The organism is Promicromonospora sp. NPDC023805 (genome assembly GCF_040639635.1).
In the GTDB taxonomy this organism is placed as follows: Bacteria; Actinomycetota; Actinomycetes; order Actinomycetales; family Cellulomonadaceae; genus Promicromonospora.
Map to the genome: position 1 here is coordinate 84,715 of NZ_JBFAAH010000008.1, position 22,282 is coordinate 106,996.

Annotated in this window: 18 protein-coding genes and 1 pseudogene; 8 read left to right on the forward strand and 11 right to left on the reverse strand. The window is 70.9% G+C overall.

The annotated features are described in order from the left end of the window. The first annotated feature begins 299 nt into the window (after positions 1-299). The 4 genes and pseudogenes from AB0F70_RS10515 (at position 300) to AB0F70_RS10530 (ending at position 5,048) form a co-directional block, all read left to right on the forward strand. Positions 300-1,406 (forward strand): N(5)-(carboxyethyl)ornithine synthase, encoded by a 1,107-nt coding sequence (locus tag AB0F70_RS10515; RefSeq protein ID WP_357447596.1) that lies wholly within the window; start codon positions 300-302, stop codon positions 1,404-1,406. A gap of 183 nt (positions 1,407-1,589) precedes the next feature. Further along, a complete protein-coding gene (locus AB0F70_RS10520; protein ID WP_357447290.1) occupies positions 1,590-3,551 on the forward strand; it encodes an alpha-L-fucosidase in 1,962 nt (653 codons plus the stop codon). 477 nt (positions 3,552-4,028) lie between these two features. Next, positions 4,029-4,214 (forward strand): annotated as a pseudogene (locus tag AB0F70_RS10525) (LacI family DNA-binding transcriptional regulator); the annotation flags it as partial. 51 nt (positions 4,215-4,265) lie between these two features. Beyond that, positions 4,266-5,048 (forward strand): substrate-binding domain-containing protein, encoded by a 783-nt coding sequence (locus AB0F70_RS10530; protein WP_357447599.1) that lies wholly within the window; start codon positions 4,266-4,268, stop codon positions 5,046-5,048. 13 nt (positions 5,049-5,061) lie between these two features. On the opposite strand, the gene AB0F70_RS10535 is transcribed toward AB0F70_RS10530, so the two are convergent. Next, positions 5,062-5,442 (reverse strand): hypothetical protein, encoded by a 381-nt coding sequence (locus tag AB0F70_RS10535; RefSeq protein WP_357447293.1) that lies wholly within the window; start codon positions 5,440-5,442, stop codon positions 5,062-5,064. A 167-nt stretch (positions 5,443-5,609) separates the two neighbouring features. Between AB0F70_RS10535 and AB0F70_RS10540 the strand changes: the two genes are divergently transcribed. Together AB0F70_RS10540 and AB0F70_RS10545 are read left to right on the forward strand one after the other, a co-directional pair. Beyond that, on the forward strand, positions 5,610-6,143 hold the full coding sequence (locus AB0F70_RS10540) for a flavoprotein (protein ID WP_357447296.1): 534 nt from the start codon (positions 5,610-5,612) through the stop codon (positions 6,141-6,143). Between the two features lie 87 nt (positions 6,144-6,230). Next, positions 6,231-6,482 carry a hypothetical protein gene (locus tag AB0F70_RS10545; protein ID WP_357447299.1) on the forward strand — a complete coding sequence of 84 codons (252 nt, stop codon included), beginning with the start codon at positions 6,231-6,233 and terminating at the stop codon, positions 6,480-6,482. A gap of 182 nt (positions 6,483-6,664) precedes the next feature. On the opposite strand, the gene AB0F70_RS10550 is transcribed toward AB0F70_RS10545, so the two are convergent. From AB0F70_RS10550 to AB0F70_RS10590, 9 genes are all read right to left on the reverse strand, one after another. Next, positions 6,665-8,683 carry a SigE family RNA polymerase sigma factor gene (locus tag AB0F70_RS10550; protein WP_357447302.1) on the reverse strand — a complete coding sequence of 673 codons (2,019 nt, stop codon included), beginning with the start codon at positions 8,681-8,683 and terminating at the stop codon, positions 6,665-6,667. 92 nt (positions 8,684-8,775) lie between these two features. Further along, complete coding sequence (locus AB0F70_RS10555) at positions 8,776-9,345, reverse strand: exonuclease domain-containing protein (protein ID WP_357447305.1); 570 nt, start codon at positions 9,343-9,345, stop codon at positions 8,776-8,778. Positions 9,346-9,449: 104 nt separating this feature from the next. After that, a complete protein-coding gene (locus AB0F70_RS10560) occupies positions 9,450-10,358 on the reverse strand; it encodes an anchored repeat-type ABC transporter permease subunit (RefSeq protein ID WP_357447308.1) in 909 nt (302 codons plus the stop codon). Further along, positions 10,355-11,218, reverse strand: a complete 864-nt coding sequence (locus AB0F70_RS10565; protein WP_357447311.1) for an anchored repeat-type ABC transporter ATP-binding subunit — start codon at positions 11,216-11,218, stop codon at positions 10,355-10,357. Before AB0F70_RS10565 ends, AB0F70_RS10560 begins: the two co-directional genes overlap by 4 nt. Next, a complete protein-coding gene (locus tag AB0F70_RS10570; protein WP_357447314.1) occupies positions 11,215-12,252 on the reverse strand; it encodes a TIGR03773 family transporter-associated surface protein in 1,038 nt (345 codons plus the stop codon). Before AB0F70_RS10570 ends, AB0F70_RS10565 begins: the two co-directional genes overlap by 4 nt. A 10-nt stretch (positions 12,253-12,262) precedes the next feature. Next, on the reverse strand, positions 12,263-13,870 hold the full coding sequence (locus tag AB0F70_RS10575) for an anchored repeat ABC transporter, substrate-binding protein (protein ID WP_357447317.1): 1,608 nt from the start codon (positions 13,868-13,870) through the stop codon (positions 12,263-12,265). Further along, the gene (locus AB0F70_RS10580) at positions 13,867-16,374 is read right to left on the reverse strand and encodes a TIGR03773 family transporter-associated surface protein (RefSeq protein ID WP_357447320.1); all 2,508 of its coding nucleotides are present in this window, start codon (positions 16,372-16,374) and stop codon (positions 13,867-13,869) included. Before AB0F70_RS10580 ends, AB0F70_RS10575 begins: the two co-directional genes overlap by 4 nt. A gap of 52 nt (positions 16,375-16,426) precedes the next feature. After that, positions 16,427-19,618, reverse strand: a complete 3,192-nt coding sequence (locus AB0F70_RS10585; protein ID WP_357447323.1) for a choice-of-anchor M domain-containing protein — start codon at positions 19,616-19,618, stop codon at positions 16,427-16,429. A gap of 112 nt (positions 19,619-19,730) precedes the next feature. Then, positions 19,731-20,288: a hypothetical protein gene (locus AB0F70_RS10590; protein ID WP_357447326.1), complete on the reverse strand. Its 558-nt coding sequence runs from the start codon at positions 20,286-20,288 to the stop codon at positions 19,731-19,733. Positions 20,289-20,559: 271 nt separating this feature from the next. On the opposite strand from AB0F70_RS10590, the gene AB0F70_RS10595 reads away from it, so the two are divergent. Both AB0F70_RS10595 and pepE read left to right on the forward strand, forming a co-directional pair. Continuing rightward, a complete protein-coding gene (locus AB0F70_RS10595; protein WP_357447328.1) occupies positions 20,560-20,985 on the forward strand; it encodes a transcriptional repressor in 426 nt (141 codons plus the stop codon). 36 nt (positions 20,986-21,021) lie between these two features. Next, positions 21,022-21,762, forward strand: a complete 741-nt coding sequence (gene pepE, locus AB0F70_RS10600) for a dipeptidase PepE (RefSeq protein ID WP_357447330.1) — start codon at positions 21,022-21,024, stop codon at positions 21,760-21,762. A 34-nt stretch (positions 21,763-21,796) separates the two neighbouring features. Here pepE and AB0F70_RS10605 read toward each other — a convergent pair whose 3' ends face one another. After that, positions 21,797-22,171: an ATP-binding cassette domain-containing protein gene (locus AB0F70_RS10605; protein ID WP_357447332.1), complete on the reverse strand. Its 375-nt coding sequence runs from the start codon at positions 22,169-22,171 to the stop codon at positions 21,797-21,799. Between the last annotated feature and the right edge of the window lie 111 nt (positions 22,172-22,282).

Consider the following 22,282-nt stretch of genomic DNA (forward strand, 5'->3'; position numbering starts at 1 on the left):
AGGTGGGAGGCCGTAAACCGGCCACCCCAGCACACTGCCCCGCGGGCTGTACAGCTTTTCCGTGGGCAATCCCACATTCCGCCTGCAAGAAGACCATAACGTGACCCCAGCAACCCCATTGGTCATGGCTCGCGAGAGATCGGCGTACAGTCGAGGAAGGAACTGGCCTCAGTTCCCCAATGATGGGAATCACGATTTCCGACGCCACTCAGCCTTCCCCTGCTGTCCCGACCACGTCGTCGAGCAGCTCATCACCGAGCGGCGATCTGCTCACCCTCGGGCTGCTCGCGAACTCCTCGATGGAGAACGAGCGGCGACTGCCGATACACCCCCATCACCTCGACCTGATCGACCCGGACCTGCGCGCCCGGATGGTCGTCGAGCGTGGCTACGGCGCCGACTTCCGGCTGGAACCCGGTTACCTCGAGTCGCGCGTGGGCCGGGTCGCGGAACGCTCCGAGGTACTCCGGTCCGCTGACGTCCTGCTGCTGCCGAAGCCCCAGGCGGCCGACGTCGAAGCGATCCCCGAGGGCCGCGTCCTGTGGGGGTGGCCGCACTGCGTGCAGGACGCCGGAATGACGCAGACGGCGATCGACAGCCGGCTCACGCTGATCGCCTTCGAGGCGATGAACCACTGGACCCGCGGGGGCGACTTCAGCCTGCACGTGTTCCACAAGAACAACGAGCTCGCCGGCTACTGCTCCGTGCTGCACGCACTGAGCCTGGTCGGTTCGACCGGCGACTACGGGCCGCGGCTCAGCGCGGTCGTCATCGGTTTCGGCGCCACGGCACGCGGTGCCGTCACCGCGCTCAAGGCGCACGGGATCCACGACATCCAGGTCCTCACACAGCGTGGTGTCGCGGCGGTCGGGTCCCCGATCCACACCGCACACATCACCCAGCTCAACACCGACGAGGGCCCCACCCACCTCAGCGAGGTCCTCACGAAGACCGGCAACGTCCTGCTCCCGGAGTTCCTGGCCTCGCACGACATCGTCGTCAACTGCACACTCCAGGACGTCGCCGCGCCGCTGACCTACCTGCGGACCGAGGACCTGGAGCGGTTCACCGCAGGAGGGCTGATCATCGACGTCTCGTGCGACGAAGGCATGGGCTTCGACTGGGCGAGGCCCACCACGTTCGACGAGCCGATGTTCAAGGTAGGCCGAGACGTGGACTACTACGCCGTCGACCACAGCCCTTCGTACCTCTGGAACTCCGCCACCTGGGAGATCAGCGAGGCGACCCTGCCGTTCCTGCGCACGGTCATGGAAGGACCTGCCGCATGGGCGGAGGACCTCACCATCTCCCGTGCGATCGAGATCCACGACGGCGTGATCCAGAACCCGAGCATCCTGAGCTTCCAGGATCGCAAGGCGGACTACCCGCACCCTCGGACCGCGTAGCCTGCGGCGTCGCGAGTTCGCGAACATCGGATCAATCTGCTGCTGGACGGCCTGTACTGACGGGCGCTTTGGGTCCCGACGGCCGAAGATCTGATTAAAGGTAGGACGTATTACTTGACATAGCCCCCGGCGGATCATCACGATGTGGCTCACACCACGGTCGTATCCCTCGGGAGGGTCACAATGTCGTCGTCCGCCGCCCCGCTGTCTCGCCGCCAGTTCATCGCCACGGCCAGCGCCGCCGCTACCGGTGCGGCGGCGCTGCCGCACCTGAGCCCGGCGCCCGCGTCCGGCGCGCCATCGGCCATGGCCGCCCACCAACCGAGCGACGACATGCAGGATCTCCTCTCCCGCTTCGTCGACATGCGCTTCGGCATGTTCATCCACTACAGCCTGGGCACCTACACGGACGAGGAGTGGGCGGCGCCCAACCAGTCCCCCACCGTGTTCGCGCCGCCGAGCGTGGACTGCGCCCAGTGGGCCGGTGCGGCGAAGGCCGCCGGCATGGAGTACGCGGTGCTGACCACGAAGCATCACGACGGGTTCTCCCTGTGGCCGACCGCCTACGGCACCCAGAACGTCATGCACAGCGGCTACCGGAACGACGTCGTGCAGCAGTACGTGGACGCGTTCCGTGCCGAGGGACTGCGCGTCGGGTTCTACTTCTCGATCTGGGACCGCACCGAGCCGATCCAGTCCTTCGGCGGACACGTCTCGGACCAGACCAAGTCCGTCGAGCCTGCCGACATGGACGTGATCCTCGGCCAGATCACGGAGCTGCTCACCGGATACGGCCCGATCGACGTCCTGATGACCGACGGCTACACCTGGCAGATGGGCATGCAGCAGGTGGACTACCGGCGGATCCACGAGCTGGTCAAGGAGCTCCAGCCCGACTGCCTGCTCACCGACATCTGCGCAGTGACCCAGCCGTGGCTCGGCGACATGATCTTCTGGGAGGAGCCGCTGGGGATCCGGGCGCCTGCCGGCAACACCGACGCCGGCCTCCAGGGCCAGACCATCAGCAACGGCTGGTTCTGGCACCCCAGCACGCCGACGTCGCCGGTCATGTCGGTCGCGGACATCACCGGGCATCTCGCCGACCTCGAACCGAAGTACACCTCGTTCCTGCTCAACTGCCCGCCGAACCGTGACGGGCGGCTCGACGACAACATCGTGAACCGGCTGGCCGAGGTCGGCAGCGCCTGGGCGCCCGACGCGAGCCGGCCGCCACTACCGGAACAGCCCGCCAAGGTGGAGTGGCCCGTCGTCCCGGTCGCCGCTCACGCGACGGCCTACCGGGCTCCCGAACCGCCGTACCACGCGATCGACGGGCGAGGGGACCGGGACTTCGAGACCTGCTGGTCCACCTGGCCCGGCACGGAAGGCCTCGCCCTGCCTGCCTCGCTGATCCTGGATCTGGGCGGCACGTGGAGCAACATCAGCACCTTTCAATACCTCCCCAAGCAGTGGCGTCGCACCAACAGCACCGACGGCGACATCACCCAGGCGCGCGTGTCGGTGTCCACGGACGGCGTCCACTACGAGGAGGTCGCCGTCGCCGCATGGGGCGCGAACCCGCGACCCAAGACCCTGGAGTGGACGCCGCGCGACGTCGCCTACGTGAAGTTCGAGGCGCTGGCCGGTGCCGGCGGCTACTCGAACGTCAACGGCGTCAAGATCGGCGGGCGCAGGCGCAAGCCGGTCCGTCGGCGCCATCCCCTGGTCGGACGCCGAGTCCGGTTCGACAACGTCGGGTCGGGGCTGTCGCTCACGGCCACGCCCGACGGCGTCGTCCAGGCCGCCACCGAGGCCTCGCCGGCGCAGCACTGGATCCTGCGCAAGGCGGAGGACAACTACTGGTGCGTCGTGAACCTCGAGACGCGGGACCTGCTCACTCTCGTCGGGACCGAGCGCGCGTCGGGGGCGGACGTCGGCACGGCCGCCGAGGAACGTGCCTTCCAGCAGCACTGGGCCCTCACCCGCACCGAGTCGGGCGGCTATGTGGTCACCAACCGGTTCAACATGCTCACCCTGGGAATGCCCGGGGAGGACGACGGCGACGGTGCGGCCGCCAAGCTCCTCGCACCCGCGCTGCCCGACCCCTACCTGCGCTGGACACTCGTCGTGACCCCGAACTCGTAGCCGAAGGTCGGGCGTTCGAGAGATTACGCGCGAGCTGTGGGGAAGCCCAGGTCAGAGGTGGTCTCTGACCTGGGCTTCCGTGCGTTCTGGGGACCGTCGAGGCGGTGATCACCGGGTCTCGCTGGCCCTAGGTCGTCGCATGCGGGACAGGGCACTCCTGGTACGGATCGAGGCGCTCGGCCAGAGACCGCAGTGCGGTGGCCGACCTGCTCCGAACGGTGTCGAGCCGCCGACCGCGGCGGTCCGGCTGGACAGGGGCGTGCGGCAGCGCTGATCTGGCGTCATCGCTCGACACGTGGACGGCGAACCATCCGGCGAACAGGTCCATGGCTGAAACCTCCGAATCAAGGACTATGACTCCGTTAGCGATCACGTTAACGTTAACGTGAGCGCTAACGAAGCCTCTCAGAAGACCCGGACGGCGTCAACGGTGCCCGGGTGATGCACAGTCACCCGGCGACTACGATTCGAGTCATCATGACGAAGCAGCAGCACGGTGCAGCCGATCCGGCCGGGTCAGGGCCTCCTCGGCGAGTCACTCTCAAGGACGTCGCCCAGGCGGCAGGCGTCTCGCATCAGACCGTGTCGCGGGCCATCAACGACAAGGGCGAGATCGATCCCGAGACCAGACGGCGCGTGCTCGACGCGGCTCGTGAGCTGCGGTATCGGCCCAGCCGGTTCGCGCGCGGGCTGGTCCGGCCGGACACCACCACGGTGGGCCTGATCGTCCAGGACGTGGTCAACCCGTTCTACCCCGAGGTCATGGCCGGTGTGATCGAAGCGGCGGAGAAGAGGGGGTGGCAGGTCGTCGTCGGTAGCACCCAGAACGATCGTGACGGTGAGCTGGCACTGGTGCGCTCGTTGGGTCGTCAGGTCGACGCCCTGATCGGCTTCTTGAGCTACTCCGACGCCGAGCTGGCTCCCTATCTCGAGGGCGTGCCCCTCGTCTTCATGGACCGCCATCAGCAGACGAGTCACGGCGTGGTCGACGTCGACATCGAGACCGGCGTGCGGCAAGGCATCCAACATCTCGTCGATCGTGGCCACCAGAGGATCGGCATGATCGATTGCCCGTGGGAGTACGGGCTGAGCCGGCGGGACTGTTTCCTGGCGGCGATGGAGGAACTCGGCCTGCCGGTCGATCAGACGTGGATCACCACGAGCACGGAATCAGTGGCCAGCGGAGAGGAAGCCTTCGCGGAGCTGCGCTCGACGCACCCTGAGCTCACCGCGGTGTTCGCATACAACGACATCGTCGCCATCGGCGCCCACCGTGCAGCCCGGCGTCTGGGTCTCACGATGCCGCAGGACTGCGCTCTGCTCGGCTTCGACGGCCTCAGTTTTGGGGAACTGCTCGACCCGCCGCTCACCACCCTGCACATCGACAAACGCCGGATGGGCCAGCTCGCCATCGACCAGGTCGACGGACTGCTGCTCGGCACACCGGTGGAACGGTCGCTACTGCCTGCCGAGCTGGTGATCCGCGGGACCACCTGACGCCCACGTTCGACTAAGTCCGTGGCGAGTCGTGATGCCTGGCAGGCGGACCGATCACCGTTTCGTCCTGCGGATCGAAAGCCACAAGATCGTGGCGGGCTGCCAAGTCAAGGATCGTGGCGATGGCATTGCTCGTCTCGCCGTGTCGCAGACTGACGGTCACGTGGTCGATTCCGGTACCCAGCGGTGAGTCCGCCCATGGGCTTTCCTCCCGGCGCGGTGCCGGGCCGCTATCCGGGTACACCTCCCGGAGTTCCTCGTAGAACGCGACGATGCGCGCGTCGAGGTCGCCGTCCGGATGGCCCAGCCACGCGGAGCACCGCAAGGCCTGTACACGAATCTCGTCGTCGGACGCGTCGATTGCCGTAGCGAGGATCGTCAGGTCAAGGCTCATCCTTGGCCGCCTCGACGCGTGCGAGACGCGCGGCCGTGAACCTCTCCTCGAGGGCACTGGAGTGGTCCCTGGATCTTGACCGGGACGGGAGCGTTCACTGTGCAGTGTGGCGGGCGCACGGGTTGCCGTCCACATCGATATCCACCGCCACCAGTAACCTCGGGATCGTGAGCTCACCTGTGCTGTACGTCGTCGTGGCCGGTGCCGGCGCGATCCGGCACGTGCCGACACGGCTTCTGCCACTGGCTCTCGAACGGGGCTGGGACGTGCACGTCCTCGCCACCGATCAGGCGGCGCGCAGCTTCCCCGAGGCGGTGGCACAGATCGCTGCGGTCCTGGGCCGTCCGGTGCGGACCGACTTCCACACCGCCGTCGGGTACTCGCTCCCGGACCCCGACGCCGTGATCGTGGCCCCGGCCACCTACAACACGGTCACGAAGTGGGCCCTGGGCATCGCCGACACCTATGTCCTGACGCGTCTGGCCGAACAGGTCGGCCGCGGCGTCCCCATCACCGTCGCGCCCTACCTCAGCGTCCGGTTCGCCAACCACCCGACCTACCAGGGAAGCCTGGCCACCCTCAAGGAGTGGGGTGTGCACGTCGTGATCGGCCCGAGCGAGCCGCACGAGTCGGGCGACGACGCAGCGGACGACTTCCCGTGGACGGAGACCCTCGACACGCTCCCGCCCGCGAGCACGTAGGCCAAACCCCTGACCGCAAGAGCTCCCGCACGTGTCACACGGTGGGCGTCAGCGAGCGTTCCTTGCCACGCGAGGCATGCTGTACACATGCCGAAGACCTTGCCCTCGAGCCCCACCGTGATCAGCGACGACAGCGAGGTGCGCTTCGTCTCCGGGGCCCACCAGTTCGCGCTCAAGCTCAAGGACGGGCATCTGCACGTGCGCGCCATCAACACCAGCGGCGACGAGGCCCAGCTCGCTGTGATCCCGACGTCGCGCAGCACCGTGAACCTGCAGATCGAGCATCCGGCCGCGCACGGGCCGGTGGACGTCGAAGGCCCCACGCTGCGCGTCTCCTGAGCCCGATCCGGACTTCACCTGCTTCAAGCGGGCCCAAAACCGGGCTTCCGTCGTAGGCTCCGCTCAGGGTAGAGGCCTGGGTTCCGACTCGGGTCGGGACCCGATCCGGGGCTGGGCCCGGACTCGGGTTGGAACCGGAGCCGGGCTGGGGCTCGGGCTCCGGTTCCATGGGCGAAGCCGGCTCAACCACGCTCCAGGACCGGGACGATCGCGCCCTCCACGAGCCACTGGCGCGGCACGGCACTCTCGAGCCAGGCGGTGCGGTCGCCGGCCAAGCTCGCCGTCACCGATCCGCCCGGGAAGCGCGCGAGGTCGGGGCCGTCGTAGCCGGAGGCTGACGCCGTCGCGCGGTACAGGTACGACACGTCCGCCGGGCTCTCGTCCGCGGTGTCGGTGCTGCTGGTCCACGAGACCAGGCTGCCCGACGCGCGGAGGTCCGTGACGATGCCGTCGGGGAGCTGCACGACGCTGTCGCCGTCACCAAGCCGGTCGTGGACGTACAGGGCACCGGATCCACCGCCGACGGGCACGACCGTCCACGCGATGACGTCGTCCGAGATGGCGATCTGGGTGACCTCGGCCGACGAGTCGTGCTCGATCTCGAAGAGATCGGTGCCAAAGTCGCCCCCGCCCACCAGATCGTCGAACAGCCGGATCACCGTCACGCGGATCGGGCCGCTACCAGGGACCAGGACGGCGGCGACTCCCTCGTCGCCGTCCGCCGCGAGCGCCGTGACTCCCACCGCGAGCTGCGTCGGCGTGTTTCCGCCGTCGTGCGAGATGGCGAACAAGCGGGTTTCGTCGTCGGTGACCCCGGCGGTCCATAGGGCGCGGTCCTGGGTGGTGGCGAGGAGCCACAGCCGCTCCTCGGTGCTGACCAGAGGATCGATCAGGGTGGTGACGCCGTCGCCGGAGGCGTTCAGCGTGCGGAGGAAGCTCCTGCGGGGCGACGTTTCCTCCGCCGCGCGCTCGCTCCAGACCACACGATCCCCGGTCACCGCCAGGTCGGTCGGGAACGTCCTCCTGCCCTGGTAGTGCGTCAGGCTGCTCGCGGAGCTCGACCCGTCGCCTGCCCAGGTCCTCGTCTGGATGTGGGCGGCATCGGTCTCGTCGTCGTCGTCGAGGAGCTCCGCGGTGCTGAAGTGCCAGATCTTGCCCGTCTCCGAGATCCCGTGGGGCTCGGGCAGCGGTTCATCGCGATCGGTGACCGCCAGGCCCAAACCGTCGATGGATCCGCCCGTTACCGCCTCGATGTTGACGTCGTGGCAGGTCAGAGGGCGGGTATCGGCGGCGTCGACGATGACGGGGTCATCGAGCGGGCCGACGTCGTCACCGGGCTCGGCGGCACGGGTCGGCGGCGGGCCGGGCAGCTGCCCTGGGCACTCCAGTGGCGTGTTTCCCGGCCCGCGGTCGGGTCCCAGCGCGTCGGTGGGTCCCACGTCGAACAGCGACGTGATGAGCTGGCCGCCGGGCAGCACCACGGGCCCGACCCAGGGCAGCTCTACCGGGCCGCGGGTCAGCACCCCGAGTGCCAGCAGGAGGGTCACGCATGCAGCGCCCACCGCCTGCCCGGTCCGGCGCCGCCGCAGTGCGGCGCGGCTCCGGTCGAGCACGACGCTCTCGTCGAGCTCGGGCGGCTCGACGGCCTCCGCGCTCGCCCTGAGCGTGTCGCGCAGCCGGGCCAGTCCACGGGAGTTCGCCGCCTTCACCGTGCCGACGGCGATGCCGAGCTCGCGGGCGACGTCCGCCTCGGGCAGGTCCAGCAGATGCCGCAGGACGACGACCTTGCGCTGGTTGACCGGTAGCTGGGCCAGCCCTCGGACCAGCTCGTCCCGCAGCACCAGGCGACCCGCATGGTCCGGCGTCGCGCCGACGGGAAGCTTGTCGTCGCCCGGGAAGAACTCCCGCCGGCCGTGCCGCCAGCCGTCGATCCGCAGGTTGACCAGGATCTGGCGGGCGTAGGCCCGCTCCGTCCCCGGGCGCACCTTGGCCCAGGTGCGGTAGACCCGCTCGAACGTCGACTGGACCAGTTCCTCGGCGCGGTGTCGGTCCCCGCACAGCAGGTACGCGGTGCGCTGGAGGTACGCGCCGGAGTCCCGGACGAAGGCGGTGAACTCCGCGTCCCGGTCGCGCGACACCTCGACCCGCACGTCGTGCGCCCCGTCGTCGTCCGGCGGCATGCTCGTCCCCAACTCGCTCACGGTCGCCCCGCTCTCCTGCCTCATGCCATCCACTACGGAGAGTCTGGGCGAAAGGTTGCCCTGGGCGGCGCCCGGCTACCCGACGCGCCGGCTCACCACGTCCGAAGGTGCTGCCCGAGCTGACCCGCCCAGCTCGGGCCGAGCCGTCGGCACAGCTCGATGAGCACCAGTGCACACTGCCGCGCGTCCGCTCCGGCGTCGTGGTGCGAGTGCGCGGCGATGTTCAGCGCCCGCGAGACGTCGGGCAGCTTGTAGGACGGGAGGTCCAGCACCGACCGCGCCGTGTCGCGTGTGCACAGCCACTGCGAGCGCGGCACGGCGATCCCGTGCACAGCGCTCGCCTGTGTCAGCACCGAGCGGTCGAAGGACGCGTTGTGCGCGACGAGTGCGTCCCCGCCGGCGAACTCCGCGACCTTCGGGTAGACGACGTCCCAGGTGGGCGCGCCCATCACGTCCCATGCGGTGATCCCGTGGACCGCCACGTTGAAGTTGCCGAACGACTCGTGGCCGGGCGGCGGCTGGACCAGGGTCTCCAGCGTGTCGACGACGACGCCGTCCCGCACCTTGACGACCCCGACGGCACAGACCGAGGCCCGCTTCGGGTTGGCGGTCTCGAAGTCGATCGCGGTGAACGACAGGCCAGGGAGAGCGGCGTGGGGCATGCAGGGCAGAGTAGAACGGCCGGAGCGCGACGCCGGTCAGGCTCACCCGTTGAGTGCTGGGTTTCTGCGCTCCAGGGTGGCCGGAAGGCGCAAAAACCCAGCACTCAACGAGGCTGAGGTGCCGTCACGGGAGACGCCGCGCGCTCCGGCTCGTCGTCGCGCCGCACCAGGGCGCGGGTCAGCACCCCGTGCCGGGGCGCGAGCAGCCACGCGAGCAGGAACACCGCGGTGGCGACGAGCACGATCGTGCCGCCGACGGGCAGGTCCAGGCTCCACGACAGGTACAGGCCGACCAGGGCCGAGCCGCCGCCGATGGTCGGGCCGAGCAGCATCATCGGGCCGAGCCGGTCGGTCAGGAACCGGGCCGCGGCGGCGGGCGTGACCAGCAGCGCCAGGACCAGCACGTTGCCGATGGTCTGCACCGAGATCACGATGGCGGCCGCGACCACCACGTAGAGCAGCAGGTCGAGCCGCATCACCGGCAGTCCGAGCGCACGCGAGGTCTCCCGGTCGAGGCTGACCGCGACGAGCTCCTTGTGGAACGCGAACAGCACGGCCATCAGGACGAGCCCGACGATGACGGCGATCAGCACGTTCTCGTCGGGGATGCCGACGATCGACCCGAACAGGAAGTCCTGCAAGGACCCCGCGTAGCCAGGGGCGGCCGAGATGATCACTATCCCGAGCGCGAACGCGGCGACGAAGAAGACGCCGATCACGGAGTCCTCGCGCAGCCGGCGGTTCTGGGAGAACAGCGCGACCAGGAGCGCCGTCGTGATGCCCGCGATGGCACCGCCGAGCACGAGCGAACCCTGCAGCACGAAGGCGATCGCGAGGCCGGGGAACACCGCGTGCGCCACGGCGTCGCCGATGAAGGCCATGCCGCGCAGCACCACGTGGGTGCCGACGACGCCGCACACCACGCTGGAGAGCACCGCCATGAGCAGCGCCTTGGGCAGGAACGCGAGGTCGGGGTTGAGCAGGTCGTTGACGAAGTCGACGGGCGAGATCATGAGCGCTCACCCCCTGCCGACGAGTCGGTGGTCCGGCCCTGGGCCACCTGCGCGATCGCCGTGAGCAGCGGTGAGCCCGCCGAGACCCCGAACGCCCTCATCCACGGCTCCGGACCCGCCAGCTCCGCCGGGGTGCCGGACGCGACGACGGTCCGGTTCAGCAGGCAGAGCCGGTCGCAGGCATGGACAGCGCCGACCAGGTCGTGGTTCGTCATGATCACCGCTCGCTCCTCGTCCGCCAGCTCGCGGAACAGCTCGGTCAGGTGCTCCTGGGTGGGTACGTCCAGGCCCGTGAACGGCTCGTCGAGCAGCAGGATCCGAGGATCGAGGGCGAGTGCGCGGGCAACCAGGACCCGTTGGCGCTGACCCCCCGACAGCTCGCCGACGGGCCGCTTGCGCAGGTGCGTCATCTCGACGCGGTCCAAGGCCCTCCGCACCTCCCGGTAGTCCTCCGTCCGGGCTCCGCGCAGCCACCCGATACGGGTGACCCGCCCGGTCAGCACGGCCTCCTCGACGGTGACCGGGAAGTCCCAGGCGAACTCGTGCCGCTGGGGCACGTAGCCGATCGAGCGCGTCACCGAGGCAGACCGGGTGCGCTTGCGCCCACGATGCACGTCCTGGCCCGCGATGCTGATCCGGCCGGACGACGGCACGAGCCCCAGCACGGCCCGCAGCAGGGTCGTCTTGCCCGCCCCGTTCGGACCGACCAGACCGAGCAGCTCGCCCTCGGCGACCGCGAGCCGGACATCCTTCAGCACGGGCCTGCCACCGAGGACGACGGCGAGATCGTGCACCTCCAGCACCGCTGGAGCCGTGGGCCGAGCCGAGGTGCTCGTGTCGCCCGCGACCGTCGCGGTCACGACTCGTCCCCGGCGTCGCGCTCGACCGCGGCACGCGCCCTGCGGGCACCGACGACCCGGGCGACGACCACCAGGAGCAGCACCACACCGGCTGCCGCCGCTCCCCAGATCAGCGCGGCGGAGCCACTGTCGGACGACGGTGCACTCGCCTCGGGCGCGTCCGTCGCCGCCGGGGCCGTGGCCTCGGACGGCGAGTCGTCGGGCGACGCGCTGGCGTCCGCCGTCGGCTCGTCGGACGCCGCATCGGCCACCACGTCCAGCGCCTCGGCCGGATCAGTGTCCTCCCCGACGGCGAACACGAGGGTGCTCTGGTCCTCGGCCTGGGTCCCGTCGGCCAGGTCGGCCAGCATGGTCACGTCCAGCCGGTAGATACCCGGCTCGGTGAAGACCCAGTTGGCGTGGACGTGGGTGTTGACCTCCATCCACAGCTCCTGCGGGAGGGATTCGGCGGAGTTCCACAGCACGTTCGGCGGTCCGGACACACCCTCCTGCAGGAACACGAACAGCTCGCCGGGGCCGTCCAGGCCGTCGAGCCGCAGCGTCGCCCCCTGCTCGATCTCGTCCACGACCTCGGGGTCCTGCGTGTTCCAGCCCAGCCAGACCACGTCGGGCGCCTGCGTCTGCGGCACGACGTACAGCGGCGTGCCCGGCTCGACGCCGAGGAACTCGTAGTCCGGTCCCTCGGGTGCGGGCAGTACCGCGGGGTCGCCGAGGTGCAGCACTGTGCGTTCGGGGTCGCGCCAGACGGACGGGACCTCGCGGTCGTCGCGCGCGAGCATGGTCCACTCACCATCCAGGAACCGCGGTCCGACGTCGACGTGCCCGTCGGTCACCACCGCGTCCTCGGTGACTACCTCCTCGTCCGGCTCGACCGTCTGCTGGAGCCCGGCGTCGTCCGAGCCGGCGGACGAGGCGTCGGCCAGGGCGACCGGCGCGACGGCGAGGGTCAGTCCGGCAATCAGCACCGCCGTGTACGCGACCGCCCTGCGGCGCCGCGTGGTTCGGGAGGTCATCCGCGTGGTCCGGGATGTCATGGGTACTCCTTCATGTCAGGCACCGCCGGAGGCTGTCCGCGTTGGCGCGCATCAGCTCGACGTAGGTCGTGACGCGGTCGTCGAACGCGTCGGAGTAGATCTCGCAGACCTGCAGGTCGTTCTCGTGCGCCACCTCGGTGAGCACGGTGGACCGGGCCGCGAGGTTCGGCTCCAGGAACACCGCCGGAACGTCCAGCGCCTGGACCGTCCGGGTGAGCTTGATCCGGTCGGCCACGCTGGGCTCGGCGGTTGGGTTCGGCGTGACGAAGCCCGCGATGTCGACGTCGTAGGCCCTGCCGAGGTAGGCGAACGCGTCGTGCGTGGTCACCAGGTGCCTGCGCGAGCGGGGGATCTCCGCGATGGTGCGCTCCACGTAGGCGTCCGTCTCGCGCAGCTCGGCCAGGTAGGCCTCGGCGTTCGCCCGGAACTCGGCCGCCTGGTCGGGTGCGGCAGCGGCCAGGGTGTCGCGGATGACCTCGACGTACGCCTGCGCGTTGCGCACGTCCTGCCACAGGTGCGGGTCGATCTCGCCGTGCACGTGCTTGCCGAGGACCGCCTGCGGCAGCAGGTAGATCTGCTCCCCCGGCCTACCCAGGAACCCGAAGCCGGGCTGGGCGGGCACCGGGGCGAGCGCCTTGCTCGGCACCGAGACCACCGTGTCGGCAGGGTCGAGCACCTCGACGTGGGCGTGCTGCGGGTCGTGCTCGTCCCGGCCGTCCGTGGGTTCCTCGCCTACCGGCGTGTCGGCCTGCAGCACGATCGCCCCGTCGTCGAGGTCCACCGCGACGTCCGCATGGCCGCCGTCGAGCACCCGAGCGCCCGTCATCCCGGGTACCGAGTGCGGGTCCACCCCGACGGCGAAGGTCACTGTCGTCTCCGCCAGCGGCACCGGGTCCCCGCCGGGCTCGACCACCAGGTCGGACCCCATCGCTACCCGGTAGATGCCCGGTTCGGTGAACGCCCAGCTCATGTGCGTGTGCGCGTCGGTGGGCAGGGTCGCTGTGTCCCGGGCGTACCCGTCGGCGGCGTCGAACCCGTCGCCCGAGTCGAAGTACACCCGCGGCTGGCCGAACGTCTCCGTCAGGTACCCGGCCAGGCGGCCCGGCCCCTCGACGTCCGTCGCGCGCAGGCGCACCTCGGAGGCCCGCGTCGCCCCGAGCTCCTCGCCCGTTCCGCTGACCCGCAGGCCCAGCCAGATGGTGTCCAGGTTGACGTTCTCGACCAGCGGGATCACCTCGGCGGCGTACTTCGTTGCCGACTCCGCCAGGGAGATGTTCGGGGCGCCGTCCGGCAGGTTCGCGTCCAGGGTCGTGACCACCGAGTGGTCCTCCAGCAGCAGGTAGTTGCTGAAGGCCACGTCGGCGTAGACGACGTCGCGCACGTCCCGCAGCGTCGGGTCGTAGGAGTGCGGGTCGCCGGTGGGCGGCACTATCGAGGTGACGTCCACCGAGTCGCCGGCGACGTTCCGCACCAGGTCGGCAAGGATCGCGGTGGTGGTCACCACGTGGAGCCGGCCGTCGTCGGCTGCGCCGGCACTGCCGGCGCAGCCGGCGAGAACCAGCGAGCCCGCCGCGATCATGCCGACCGCGGCGGCCCGCCTTCGTGAGGTCGTGGTCATGCCCGGCGACGCCGCTGCGCGACGACGACGAGCGTCCCACCGACCAGCATCAGGAGACCCGCCAGCGCCAGCGGCTGGAACACGCTCGCACCGGTGCTCGCCAGGGCTGCCTGCTGCGCGGCGCTGAGCTCGCACTCCTCGCCCGACGACGTCCGCCCCACGTAGGTCGTCCTCGTGGTGGTCCCCGCGGTGTCACCGACGGAGAACTTCAGCGTCGCCGCGTCCGAGGCCGTGCCACCGCTCTTGAGCGGGACCGACTGCGTCATGGTCACCGAGTAGACGCCGGGCTTCGTGAACGCCCAGTTGGCGTGCACGTGCTGGTTGAGCGGCACGGACATGGACCTCGGGAAACCCTCCAGGGTGCCGAAGTTCTTGGCCCCCACTCCCCCGAACGTGCCCGTCGCGTACACCCCGAGCTCGCCGGGCCCGTCGACGCCGTCGAGCATGAAGGTGACCGGGCCGTCCGCTGCCTCGATCAGGCTGGGGTGCTGGGTGTTCCAGCCGATCCACGGCACGCCGGACTCCTGGACCTGACCGACCGACCAGATGGTCGAGCCGGCCGTGCCGAGGAACGCGAACTCGCTGCCCGCCGGAACCTTGTCCTCGGCGGCCTTGCTCAGCTTGAAGGTGAGCGACGCCGGGTCGACCCAGGACGACGGCTGCTCGCGGTCGTCCTTGACCTGGGCGACGAGCTTGCCGTCCTCCACCATCGAGCCGAAGTCGAAGTGACCGGACTCGATACCGCCAACGGAGGGGGTGCTCACCTCGCTGGTGACCGGCTGGGCGACGCACTGGGGGTCGCCCTGACCGGTCCCGCCGGCTCCGGGGCCGTTGCCGGGATCGCCGCCGTCGCTCGGGTCGTCGCCCGGGTTGTTGTCCGGGTTGTTGTCCGGATCATTGTCCGGACCGGTGCCTGGATCGGTGCCCGGGCCCTTGCCGGGGCCGTCGCCGTCGGGGTCGTCGGTCTGCTCAGCTCCAGCACGGAAGTGGTAGTCGACGGCGGGCCCGGTGATCGTGCGGCCGTCGGACGTCCGCAGGCGCGGGGTCACCTTCAGGCGGTAGTCGCCCGCCGCCGTGAACACCCAGTTGGTGTGCACGTGCGCGTTCGCGGCCACGGGGATCTTCCCGCCGTCGGACGCCCTGGTGTCGATGTACCGGTTGACCGGCTGTCCGAACGAGTTGTTCTGGAACGTGAAGACGTCGCCAGGGCCGGTGACCTTCACGACCAGGGATACCGGGCTGCCCGCGGCGGGTGTGATCCCCGTTCCCGCGAGCGACGGAAGCAGCCGTTCGGTGCTCCAGCCGGCCCACGGCAGGTACTCCTGGTCGCTGCCCGTCTGGGAACCGAGCCAGGCGGTCCTGCCGCCGTGCTCACCGAGGAACGCCCAGGCACCCGTCGCCTCGGGCAGCTCCACCTGGCCGCGTGGGTCCTCGTAGGCCAGCGTCACGTTCGACGGCGAGCGGTAGACGGTGCGGTCGGCGTGGATGCGGCTGTCGTCCTTGACCGACAGGGCAAGGCGCCCGGACGCGGCGTCGTACCTGGTCTCGAACGCGTCGACGTGCCCGTGGTCCAGCACGAACCGGCGGTCCTGGTCCGGGGCGGTGCCCGGGCCGGTCGGCGTCGGGCTGGGCGTGGGCTTCGGCGTCGGTGTGGGGGTCGGCGTCGGGCTGGGAGTCGGCGTGGGTGTGGGGGTCGCGCTGGGCGTGGGTGTGGGCGTCGGCGTCGGGGTGGGCGTCGGAGACGGAGTCGGCTCCGGCCGCTCGCCGACCCGCACGTGGTAGGTCGCGGCGTCCCCGGTCACCGTTGCGCCGTCCGACGTCGCGAGCGACGGCGTCACCGTGAGCGTGTAGTCACCCTCTGCGGTGAACACCCAGTTGCTGTGCACGTGCGCGTTCGCCGCCACGGGGATGGTCCCGCCGTCCGACGTCGTCGTGTCCACGTACCGGTTGACCGGCTGGCCGAACGAGTCGTTCTGGAAGGTGAACACGTCACCCGGTCCGTCGACGGCGACGTCGAGCGACACCGGCTGGCCCGAGGCGGGAGTGATCCCGGTCCCGGCCAGCGAGTCCAGGAGCCGCTCGGTGCTCCAGCCGACCCAGGGGCTGTACGCCTGGTCGTCGCCGGTCTGCGAGCCGAGCCATACGGTGGCTCCGCCGTACTCGCCGAGGAAGGCCCAGCCGCCCTCGGCCGCGGGGAGCGTGACCTGGCTCTGCGCGTCCTCGTAGGCGAACGTCGTCGACCCGGGGGTCCGGAAGACGGGCCCGCCGTCGTAGATCCGGGTGTCGTCCCGGACGGACAGGACCAGCTTGCCCGTGCCGGCGTCGTACGTGGTCTCGAAGCCGTCGACGTGGCCGCGGTCGAGGACGAACTGGCGGTCGGGCACCGCGGCGGACGCCGGCCCAGCGGCGAGCGCCGTCGGGCCGAGCGCGGGGACGATCAACGCGCTGAGCAGCGCGACGGCGGCCGCCAGGGCTCCGAATTTATGAGAACGATTCTCAGTCACGGATCGCAGTGAACCAGTACTGAGAATCGTTATCAAGCACGAATGTGGCATTTCACCCGGCCAGCGGGCGGTGCCGCGCTCGTGACCAGCGCCGGAATCCGACCAGCACGAGGCCCGCTCCGACGAGCGCGATCGCGAGCAGCACGACCGTGCCGGCGCTGAATCCGGTCGCCGCGAGGTGCCCGCCGTCCGGCGCAGCGGCGGTCGGGGGTGTCCCTTCGTTCCCGGTCGGCGAGGCGCCGGGTGGGGGCGCCGGGTCGTCGTCACCGCCCGGACCGTCCGGTCCGGGGCTCGGACTGGGACTGGGACTCGGGCCGGGCCCGTTCGGGCCCGCGTCGAACTCCTCGGCGGTGAGGCCGCAGTGCTCCTCCGTCACGCGGCGAGCGTCCACGCCGACGGCGAAGAGCAGGGTCGCTCTGTCGGTCAACGTGTCGGTCAACGTGTCGGTCATCGTGTCGGTCGCGGCAGTCGGGCCGTCGCCGTCGAGCGCCGTCTGCGAGACGTCCAGGCAGTACACCCCGGCGACGTCGAACGCCCAGGAGCCATGCGCGTGCTGTGCGTAGTCGAGCCGGTCCGTGCCGGAGCCGAGCAGCACGCGGGGCGCGCCGAAGCCGTCACCGCCGGAGTCGAAGAGCACGAACTCGCCGGGCCCGTCAACGGAGAGCAGCGCCCAGCGGACGGCGTCCGCGGCGACGCCGTCCGCCACGTCGAGGTTCCAGCCCGGCCAGACGAGGTCCGGGGTCGGGGTCTCGGGCAGCACCCAGATCCGGTCGCCGGGTTCGCCCAGGAAGGCGTACCGCTCGTCGTCGGGTACGACGACGCCCGCGCCGTCCGGCACCGCGAACGCGACGTCGGACGGGTCGTGCTCCTCGGACGGGACAGCGGCGTCGTCGCGCACCACCGTGGTGAGGCCGGCGTCGGTGATGCGGGCCAGGAGGTCGACGTGGCCGCTGCGCAGGACCGTACGGTCCGTGACGGGCCAGCCGTCCGGATCACCAGGGTCACCTGGATCGCCGGGGTCGCCCGGGCCCGGATCGCCGGGGTCGCCGCCGGGCGGGCACGGCTCCACCCCTGCCGGGTCGACGCCGGCCGCGATCGTCAGCGTGGTGGTCGCCGCCGTCGCGGTCCCGGCAGCCGTGGTACCCGCGAGCGTCGTCGTCACGCAGTACCGGCCGGGCTCCGTGAAGACCCAGCGCAGCAGGTGCACCCCGCCGGGGCTGACCGTCGAGCCCGCCGCCTCGTAACCCGGAACGGTGCTGAGCAGCGCCCCCTTGTGCCCAGCCACGAGGGCCTGCTGGTCGTCGACCACGAGGAACCCGCCGGGGCCCGTCGCCCGGTCGAGCGTCCAGGTCAGGTCCCCGCGCCACGCGTCCCGGTCGAGGTGCGCCAGGTCGAGGTCCACCGCGTTGAGCAGGCCCGAACCCGGCCCCAGCTGGTACCCGTCCACGTACTCCTGCTCGGCGTCGCGCCAGTTCTCGAGCAGGCGTTCGACGTGCAGGCCGCGCGAGGTGGTGCCCGTCGCGAGCACCACGTCCGCCGGGTCGTGGCGGACGCCGTGTCCGCGCAGGTCCCCGGTCACCAGGTCGGCACGCAGGTCGCCGTCCGCCAGGCGCGGTGCGAGCGCGGCGAAGGACGCCCTCCCCTGCTCCTCCGGGGCGGGGACGCGCGTCACCTCGCCCGGAACCGCATCCTCCGGGGTGTCGTCATGGCTGCGCGCCCGGTCGACATCGCGCTGCATGCAGGTGGGCGCCGACGTCGGATCGTAGGTAGTGCCGCCGACCACGAAGGTGAGCACGGCGTCGTCGTCCCGCACGCCGCCCTGGGCGGCCGCGGCGGTGGAGGTGAGCCGCACGCAGTACGTGCCCGGGGCGGTGAAGTCCCAGCTCAGGTGCTGGTGCGCGAGCGCGGGCGCGAGCGCCGGGTGGGCCTGGGGCAGACCCTGCCGGGTGGAGAACCAGGGGGCCGCTCCGGAGCGGACGTGGTCCTCGTCGGCGCCCAGGAAGAACTCGCCGGGCGGCGGGCCGCCGTCCGCGTCGGTCACGCTCTCCAGCCGCAGCATCGGCAGGCTCTCGTAGTCCTGCGCGCTGAACGTCTCGGAGGAGACGCCGAGCCACGGCAGGCCGGCCTTCGGCACCTTGGGCAGCCGGTGGATCACCGAACCCGCCGGCGCGAGGAACGTCGAGTCGGCGGACGCCGTCGGCTCCGGCACGGTGACGCGTGCCGCGTCGGGTACATGGACCACGAGCGTCGCCGGGTCGTACCAGCTGAGCGTGTTGCCGTGGGACTCACGCACCAGCAGGCGCAGCTCGTCGGAGCCGGGCCGCAGGGACAGGTCGGAGTGCGCGGCGGGCAGCAGCACGTTGTTCCGCGGGTCGGTCAGGTCGTCCGGGTCCGGGGTGCCGGGGTCGGGGTCGGGGTCGGGGTCAGGGCCGTCGGGCGGGAGCACCGGGACGTCGGGGTCGACGGGAGCGCCGCACTCGGCGGTCGCAGCGTCGGGCACGTTCCCGACGGCCACGCGCACCGTCACCGTCGGCGAGGTCCGGACCTGTCCGTCGGTACCCGTCACCGAGACCCGCAGGTCCAGGCAGTGCAGGCCCAGCTCCGAGAACAGCCAGCCCTGAGCCTGCGGCGGCGAGATGCTCGTCGTGCTCGGCGTCCAGGTGACGTCGGAGCGCAGCCCGTGCCCGGCGTACCAGACGCGGCTCATGGGCACGTCGGGCATCGGGACGGGGCCGCCGATCGCGACCAGCCCGCCCCCGCGCACCCCGGTGATCTCCCATGCGACGCCGTTCCGGGCGACCTGGTCGCGCGGCAGGCCGTAGTTGTTCAGGCGCGGCACGACGTCGGTCCCCGCGTAACCGAGCGTCGGGAAGTCCTGGCTCGTGGCCCACAGCGGCGTGCCGGGCGGACCGAGCGGCGCCAGCCCCGCGTCGTCCGGAGTCGTGAGGGCGATGGGCCGCGGCACCGAGACGACCACGTCGTCCGGGGCGTACCGGTCGGAGATCGTGGCGGGACCGACCTCGGCGGACCAGCCGACGTCGATCACCGGCTCGCCGTCCACGAGCAGGGCGTTCACGAACGCGTTGCCCTCGTCGAGGACCGTGCGGGCGGAGGGTTCGCTCTCGGTGCCGGCCATCGCCGACCAGGCCGTGGCGGATGCTGCGACAGGCATACCTGCCGCGACGAGCCCTACGGCAAGCGCGGCAGCCGCGGCGCGGCGACCCGGTACGGACGTTCTGACCACGAAGGGCGTTCCTCTCGGTGCGGGTATCTCGGTGCGGGTATCTCGGTGCGGACCTGTCCAACAAGGCCCGGGTAGTGCGGGGAGGGCGGTACGGCCGCCCTCCCCGCCCAGGTCAGGAGCGCTTGAGCGGAAGCGTCTCGGACAGCACGGACGCACCGCCGTTGACGCTCACGTCGAACGTCAGCCGGTAGGTCCCGGTGCGGCTGAAGGACCACGCGAGGTCCTCGTGCCCGGAACCGTCCAGCACAAGACCGCCGGAGGCGGCCGTCCTGGTGGCCGTGAAGCTGCCCGCGCCGCCCGAGCCCGTAACCCGTCCGCCCGTGCTCGACGCGGCGAGCACGTTCGGCTCGAACTCGACGTCGAGGCTGCCGCACGACGCACCCGGCTCGACCGTGAAGCCGACCTCGGGTCCGGTGGTGCCGGTGAAGGTCAGCCAGTCACCCGCGGGCAGCTCCACCTCGGTGCCACCGACGTGCTCGTGCACGTGCACCGCGACGTCGGTCACCCCGCCGAACGCATCGCACTCGACCTCAGCGGCGACGTCGAAATGACCAGAGGTGCGGTCGGCAGCGGCCGCCGGTGCCGCGAGGGCCCCTGCCATGGCAGCGGTCGCACCCATCGTGACCAGCACCGTGGCGATCCGACGCCCGCTCTTTCGCTCGATCATCATCTGATTCCTCCATCTCGGTGCACGCCCGAACGCGGACAAATGAGAACGATTCTCATGCACGCGAGGAGTGAAGCAGTAGTGAGAACCATTATCAAGAGCGAGCCCTACAAGTTCACCCGCACCGGATGCGTCTCGACACGAGCAGCTCGGCACAGTCGATCACCATCCCGCTATTGAGAATGATTCTCAGATCTGGTTCACTACGCCTGATGAGGATCACTTTCAGAGCGGGGCGCCGCGCACTCCTCGGCCCACCGAGCGCCACGGTGCGATGAGCGAGCCGGCGCACACCCGCCGGTCATCACCACGCTCACTGGTCCAGCGAGAGCTGGCGACGAGCGATCGGTTTCGCACGGCGAACGAGATCTATCTCGCCCTGGCGGACCGGAAGCAGCGAGCGAGCCTGTCGACGGTGTACCGGACGCTCACGATGCTGGCGGACTCCGGGTCGGTCGAGGTCGTCCATCTGCCCGCGACCGGGCAGGCCTACCGCCTGCGGCCCCCGGAGGCGGCCGGACCGTACCTCGTCTGCACGGGATGCCGCACAGCGGCCACCGTTCCGGCGGCCGAGCTCGCGCCCTGGTTCCGCGCCGTCGCGACGCAGCAGGGCTTCAGCGACATCGAGCCGCGCATCGAGCTGTGGGGCCGGTGCACAGGATGCCGGCAAGACGTCGGTAAAAACTACTCTCACCTCTGAGACGGTCCCGGCTCCCCTCGTCAGAAAGTAGGCACGATGCGGCTGCTGCTCCTGTCCAACTCCACCAACCACGCCGGCGGCTACCTGGAACATGCCTTGGACGCCGCGCTCGGCTTCCTCGACGGCGCGACCGTCACGTTCGTCCCCTACGCGCTGGCCGACCACGACGCCTACATCGCGAAGGTCGCAGCGGTCCTCGCGCCCCGCGGCGTCCGGGTGAGCGGGCTGCACGACGCCGCCGACCCCCGGGCCGCCGTCGAGCAGGCCGAGGCCGTGTTCGTCGGCGGCGGGAACACCTTCCGCCTGCTGGACACGTTGCAACGCCTCGGCCTGCTCGGCACGCTCGCGACGCGCGTCCGCGACGGGCTGCCCTACATGGGCGCGAGCGCCGGCACGGCCATCGCGAGCCCGACCATCCGCACGACGAACGACATGCCGATCACGCAGCCGGCGTCGTTCGACGCGCTGGGCCTGGTGCCGTTCCAGCTCAACGCGCACTTCGTCGACGCGGACCCCGCCAGCACCCATGCCGGCGAGACCCGCGAGCAGCGCCTGGCCGAGTTTCTCGAGGTCAACGACGTGACCGTGCTCGGCCTCCGCGAAGGAACCTGGCTCCTTGTCGAGGACGGCGCCGCGCACGTCGGCGGGACCGCCGTGGGCCGGACGGCGCCGGGTCCAGCCGTCGTGTTCACGCGTGGGGCGGCTCCCCGGGAGGTGCGCGGTGACGTCAGCGGTCTGCTGAGGGCCACGGCGAGGTTCGACGTGCCCGCTTCGTGAGCGCCTGAGTCCTGACCCGACCTCGGCCGCGGGTTCAGGCCCGCGGAGCGGACGACCACTGGCGCAGCGCGACCTGGCGATCGGCCCGGGCGATGGTGGCAGGCCGGTGCGCGATGAGCAGGACCGCACGGTCGCGCGAGCGGTTCAGCAGGTCCATGATCGCGGTGTCCGCCTCGTGGTCGAGCGAGGCGGTCGCCTCGTCGAGCACGAGGACCCGCGGCTCGCGCAGGAGCGCCCTGGCGATCGCGACGCGGGCGCGCTGCCCGCCGGACAGGCCCGTGCCGTGCTCACCGACGGGTGTGTCCAGCCCGAGCGGCAGGCCGACGCCGGGGTCGTCGAGCCCCGCCGCGCCGGCGGCGCGCTGCACGTCTTCCGTCGGCGCCACAGAGGCGGGTGCGCGTGCGGTCACGCCGTGACAGTAGTGATAACCATTATCGATCTCAACTTTGCCTCGGAGGCGGTGCCGGCGGCCGTGTCAGCGCCGTGTCAGGACGGTGTCCGCGGACCGGGCGAACATCTC

Bases quoted from the DNA above. Each gene is read 5' to 3' on its own strand.
- AB0F70_RS10515 (WP_357447596.1), top strand. From the start codon at position 300: ATGGAGAACGAGCGGCGACTGCCGATACACCCCCATCACCTCGACCTG.
- AB0F70_RS10520 (WP_357447290.1), top strand. From the start codon at position 1,590: ATGTCGTCGTCCGCCGCCCCGCTGTCTCGCCGCCAGTTCATCGCCACG.
- AB0F70_RS10535 (WP_357447293.1), bottom strand. From the start codon at position 5,442: ATGAGCCTTGACCTGACGATCCTCGCTACGGCAATCGACGCGTCCGAC.
- AB0F70_RS10545 (WP_357447299.1), top strand. From the start codon at position 6,231: ATGCCGAAGACCTTGCCCTCGAGCCCCACCGTGATCAGCGACGACAGC.
- AB0F70_RS10555 (WP_357447305.1), bottom strand. From the start codon at position 9,345: ATGCCCCACGCCGCTCTCCCTGGCCTGTCGTTCACCGCGATCGACTTC.
- AB0F70_RS10560 (WP_357447308.1), bottom strand. From the start codon at position 10,358: ATGATCTCGCCCGTCGACTTCGTCAACGACCTGCTCAACCCCGACCTC.
- AB0F70_RS10570 (WP_357447314.1), bottom strand. From the start codon at position 12,252: ATGACATCCCGGACCACGCGGATGACCTCCCGAACCACGCGGCGCCGC.
- AB0F70_RS10575 (WP_357447317.1), bottom strand. From the start codon at position 13,870: ATGACCACGACCTCACGAAGGCGGGCCGCCGCGGTCGGCATGATCGCG.
- AB0F70_RS10590 (WP_357447326.1), bottom strand. From the start codon at position 20,288: ATGATGATCGAGCGAAAGAGCGGGCGTCGGATCGCCACGGTGCTGGTC.
- AB0F70_RS10595 (WP_357447328.1), top strand. From the start codon at position 20,560: ATGAGCGAGCCGGCGCACACCCGCCGGTCATCACCACGCTCACTGGTC.
- pepE (WP_357447330.1), top strand. From the start codon at position 21,022: ATGCGGCTGCTGCTCCTGTCCAACTCCACCAACCACGCCGGCGGCTAC.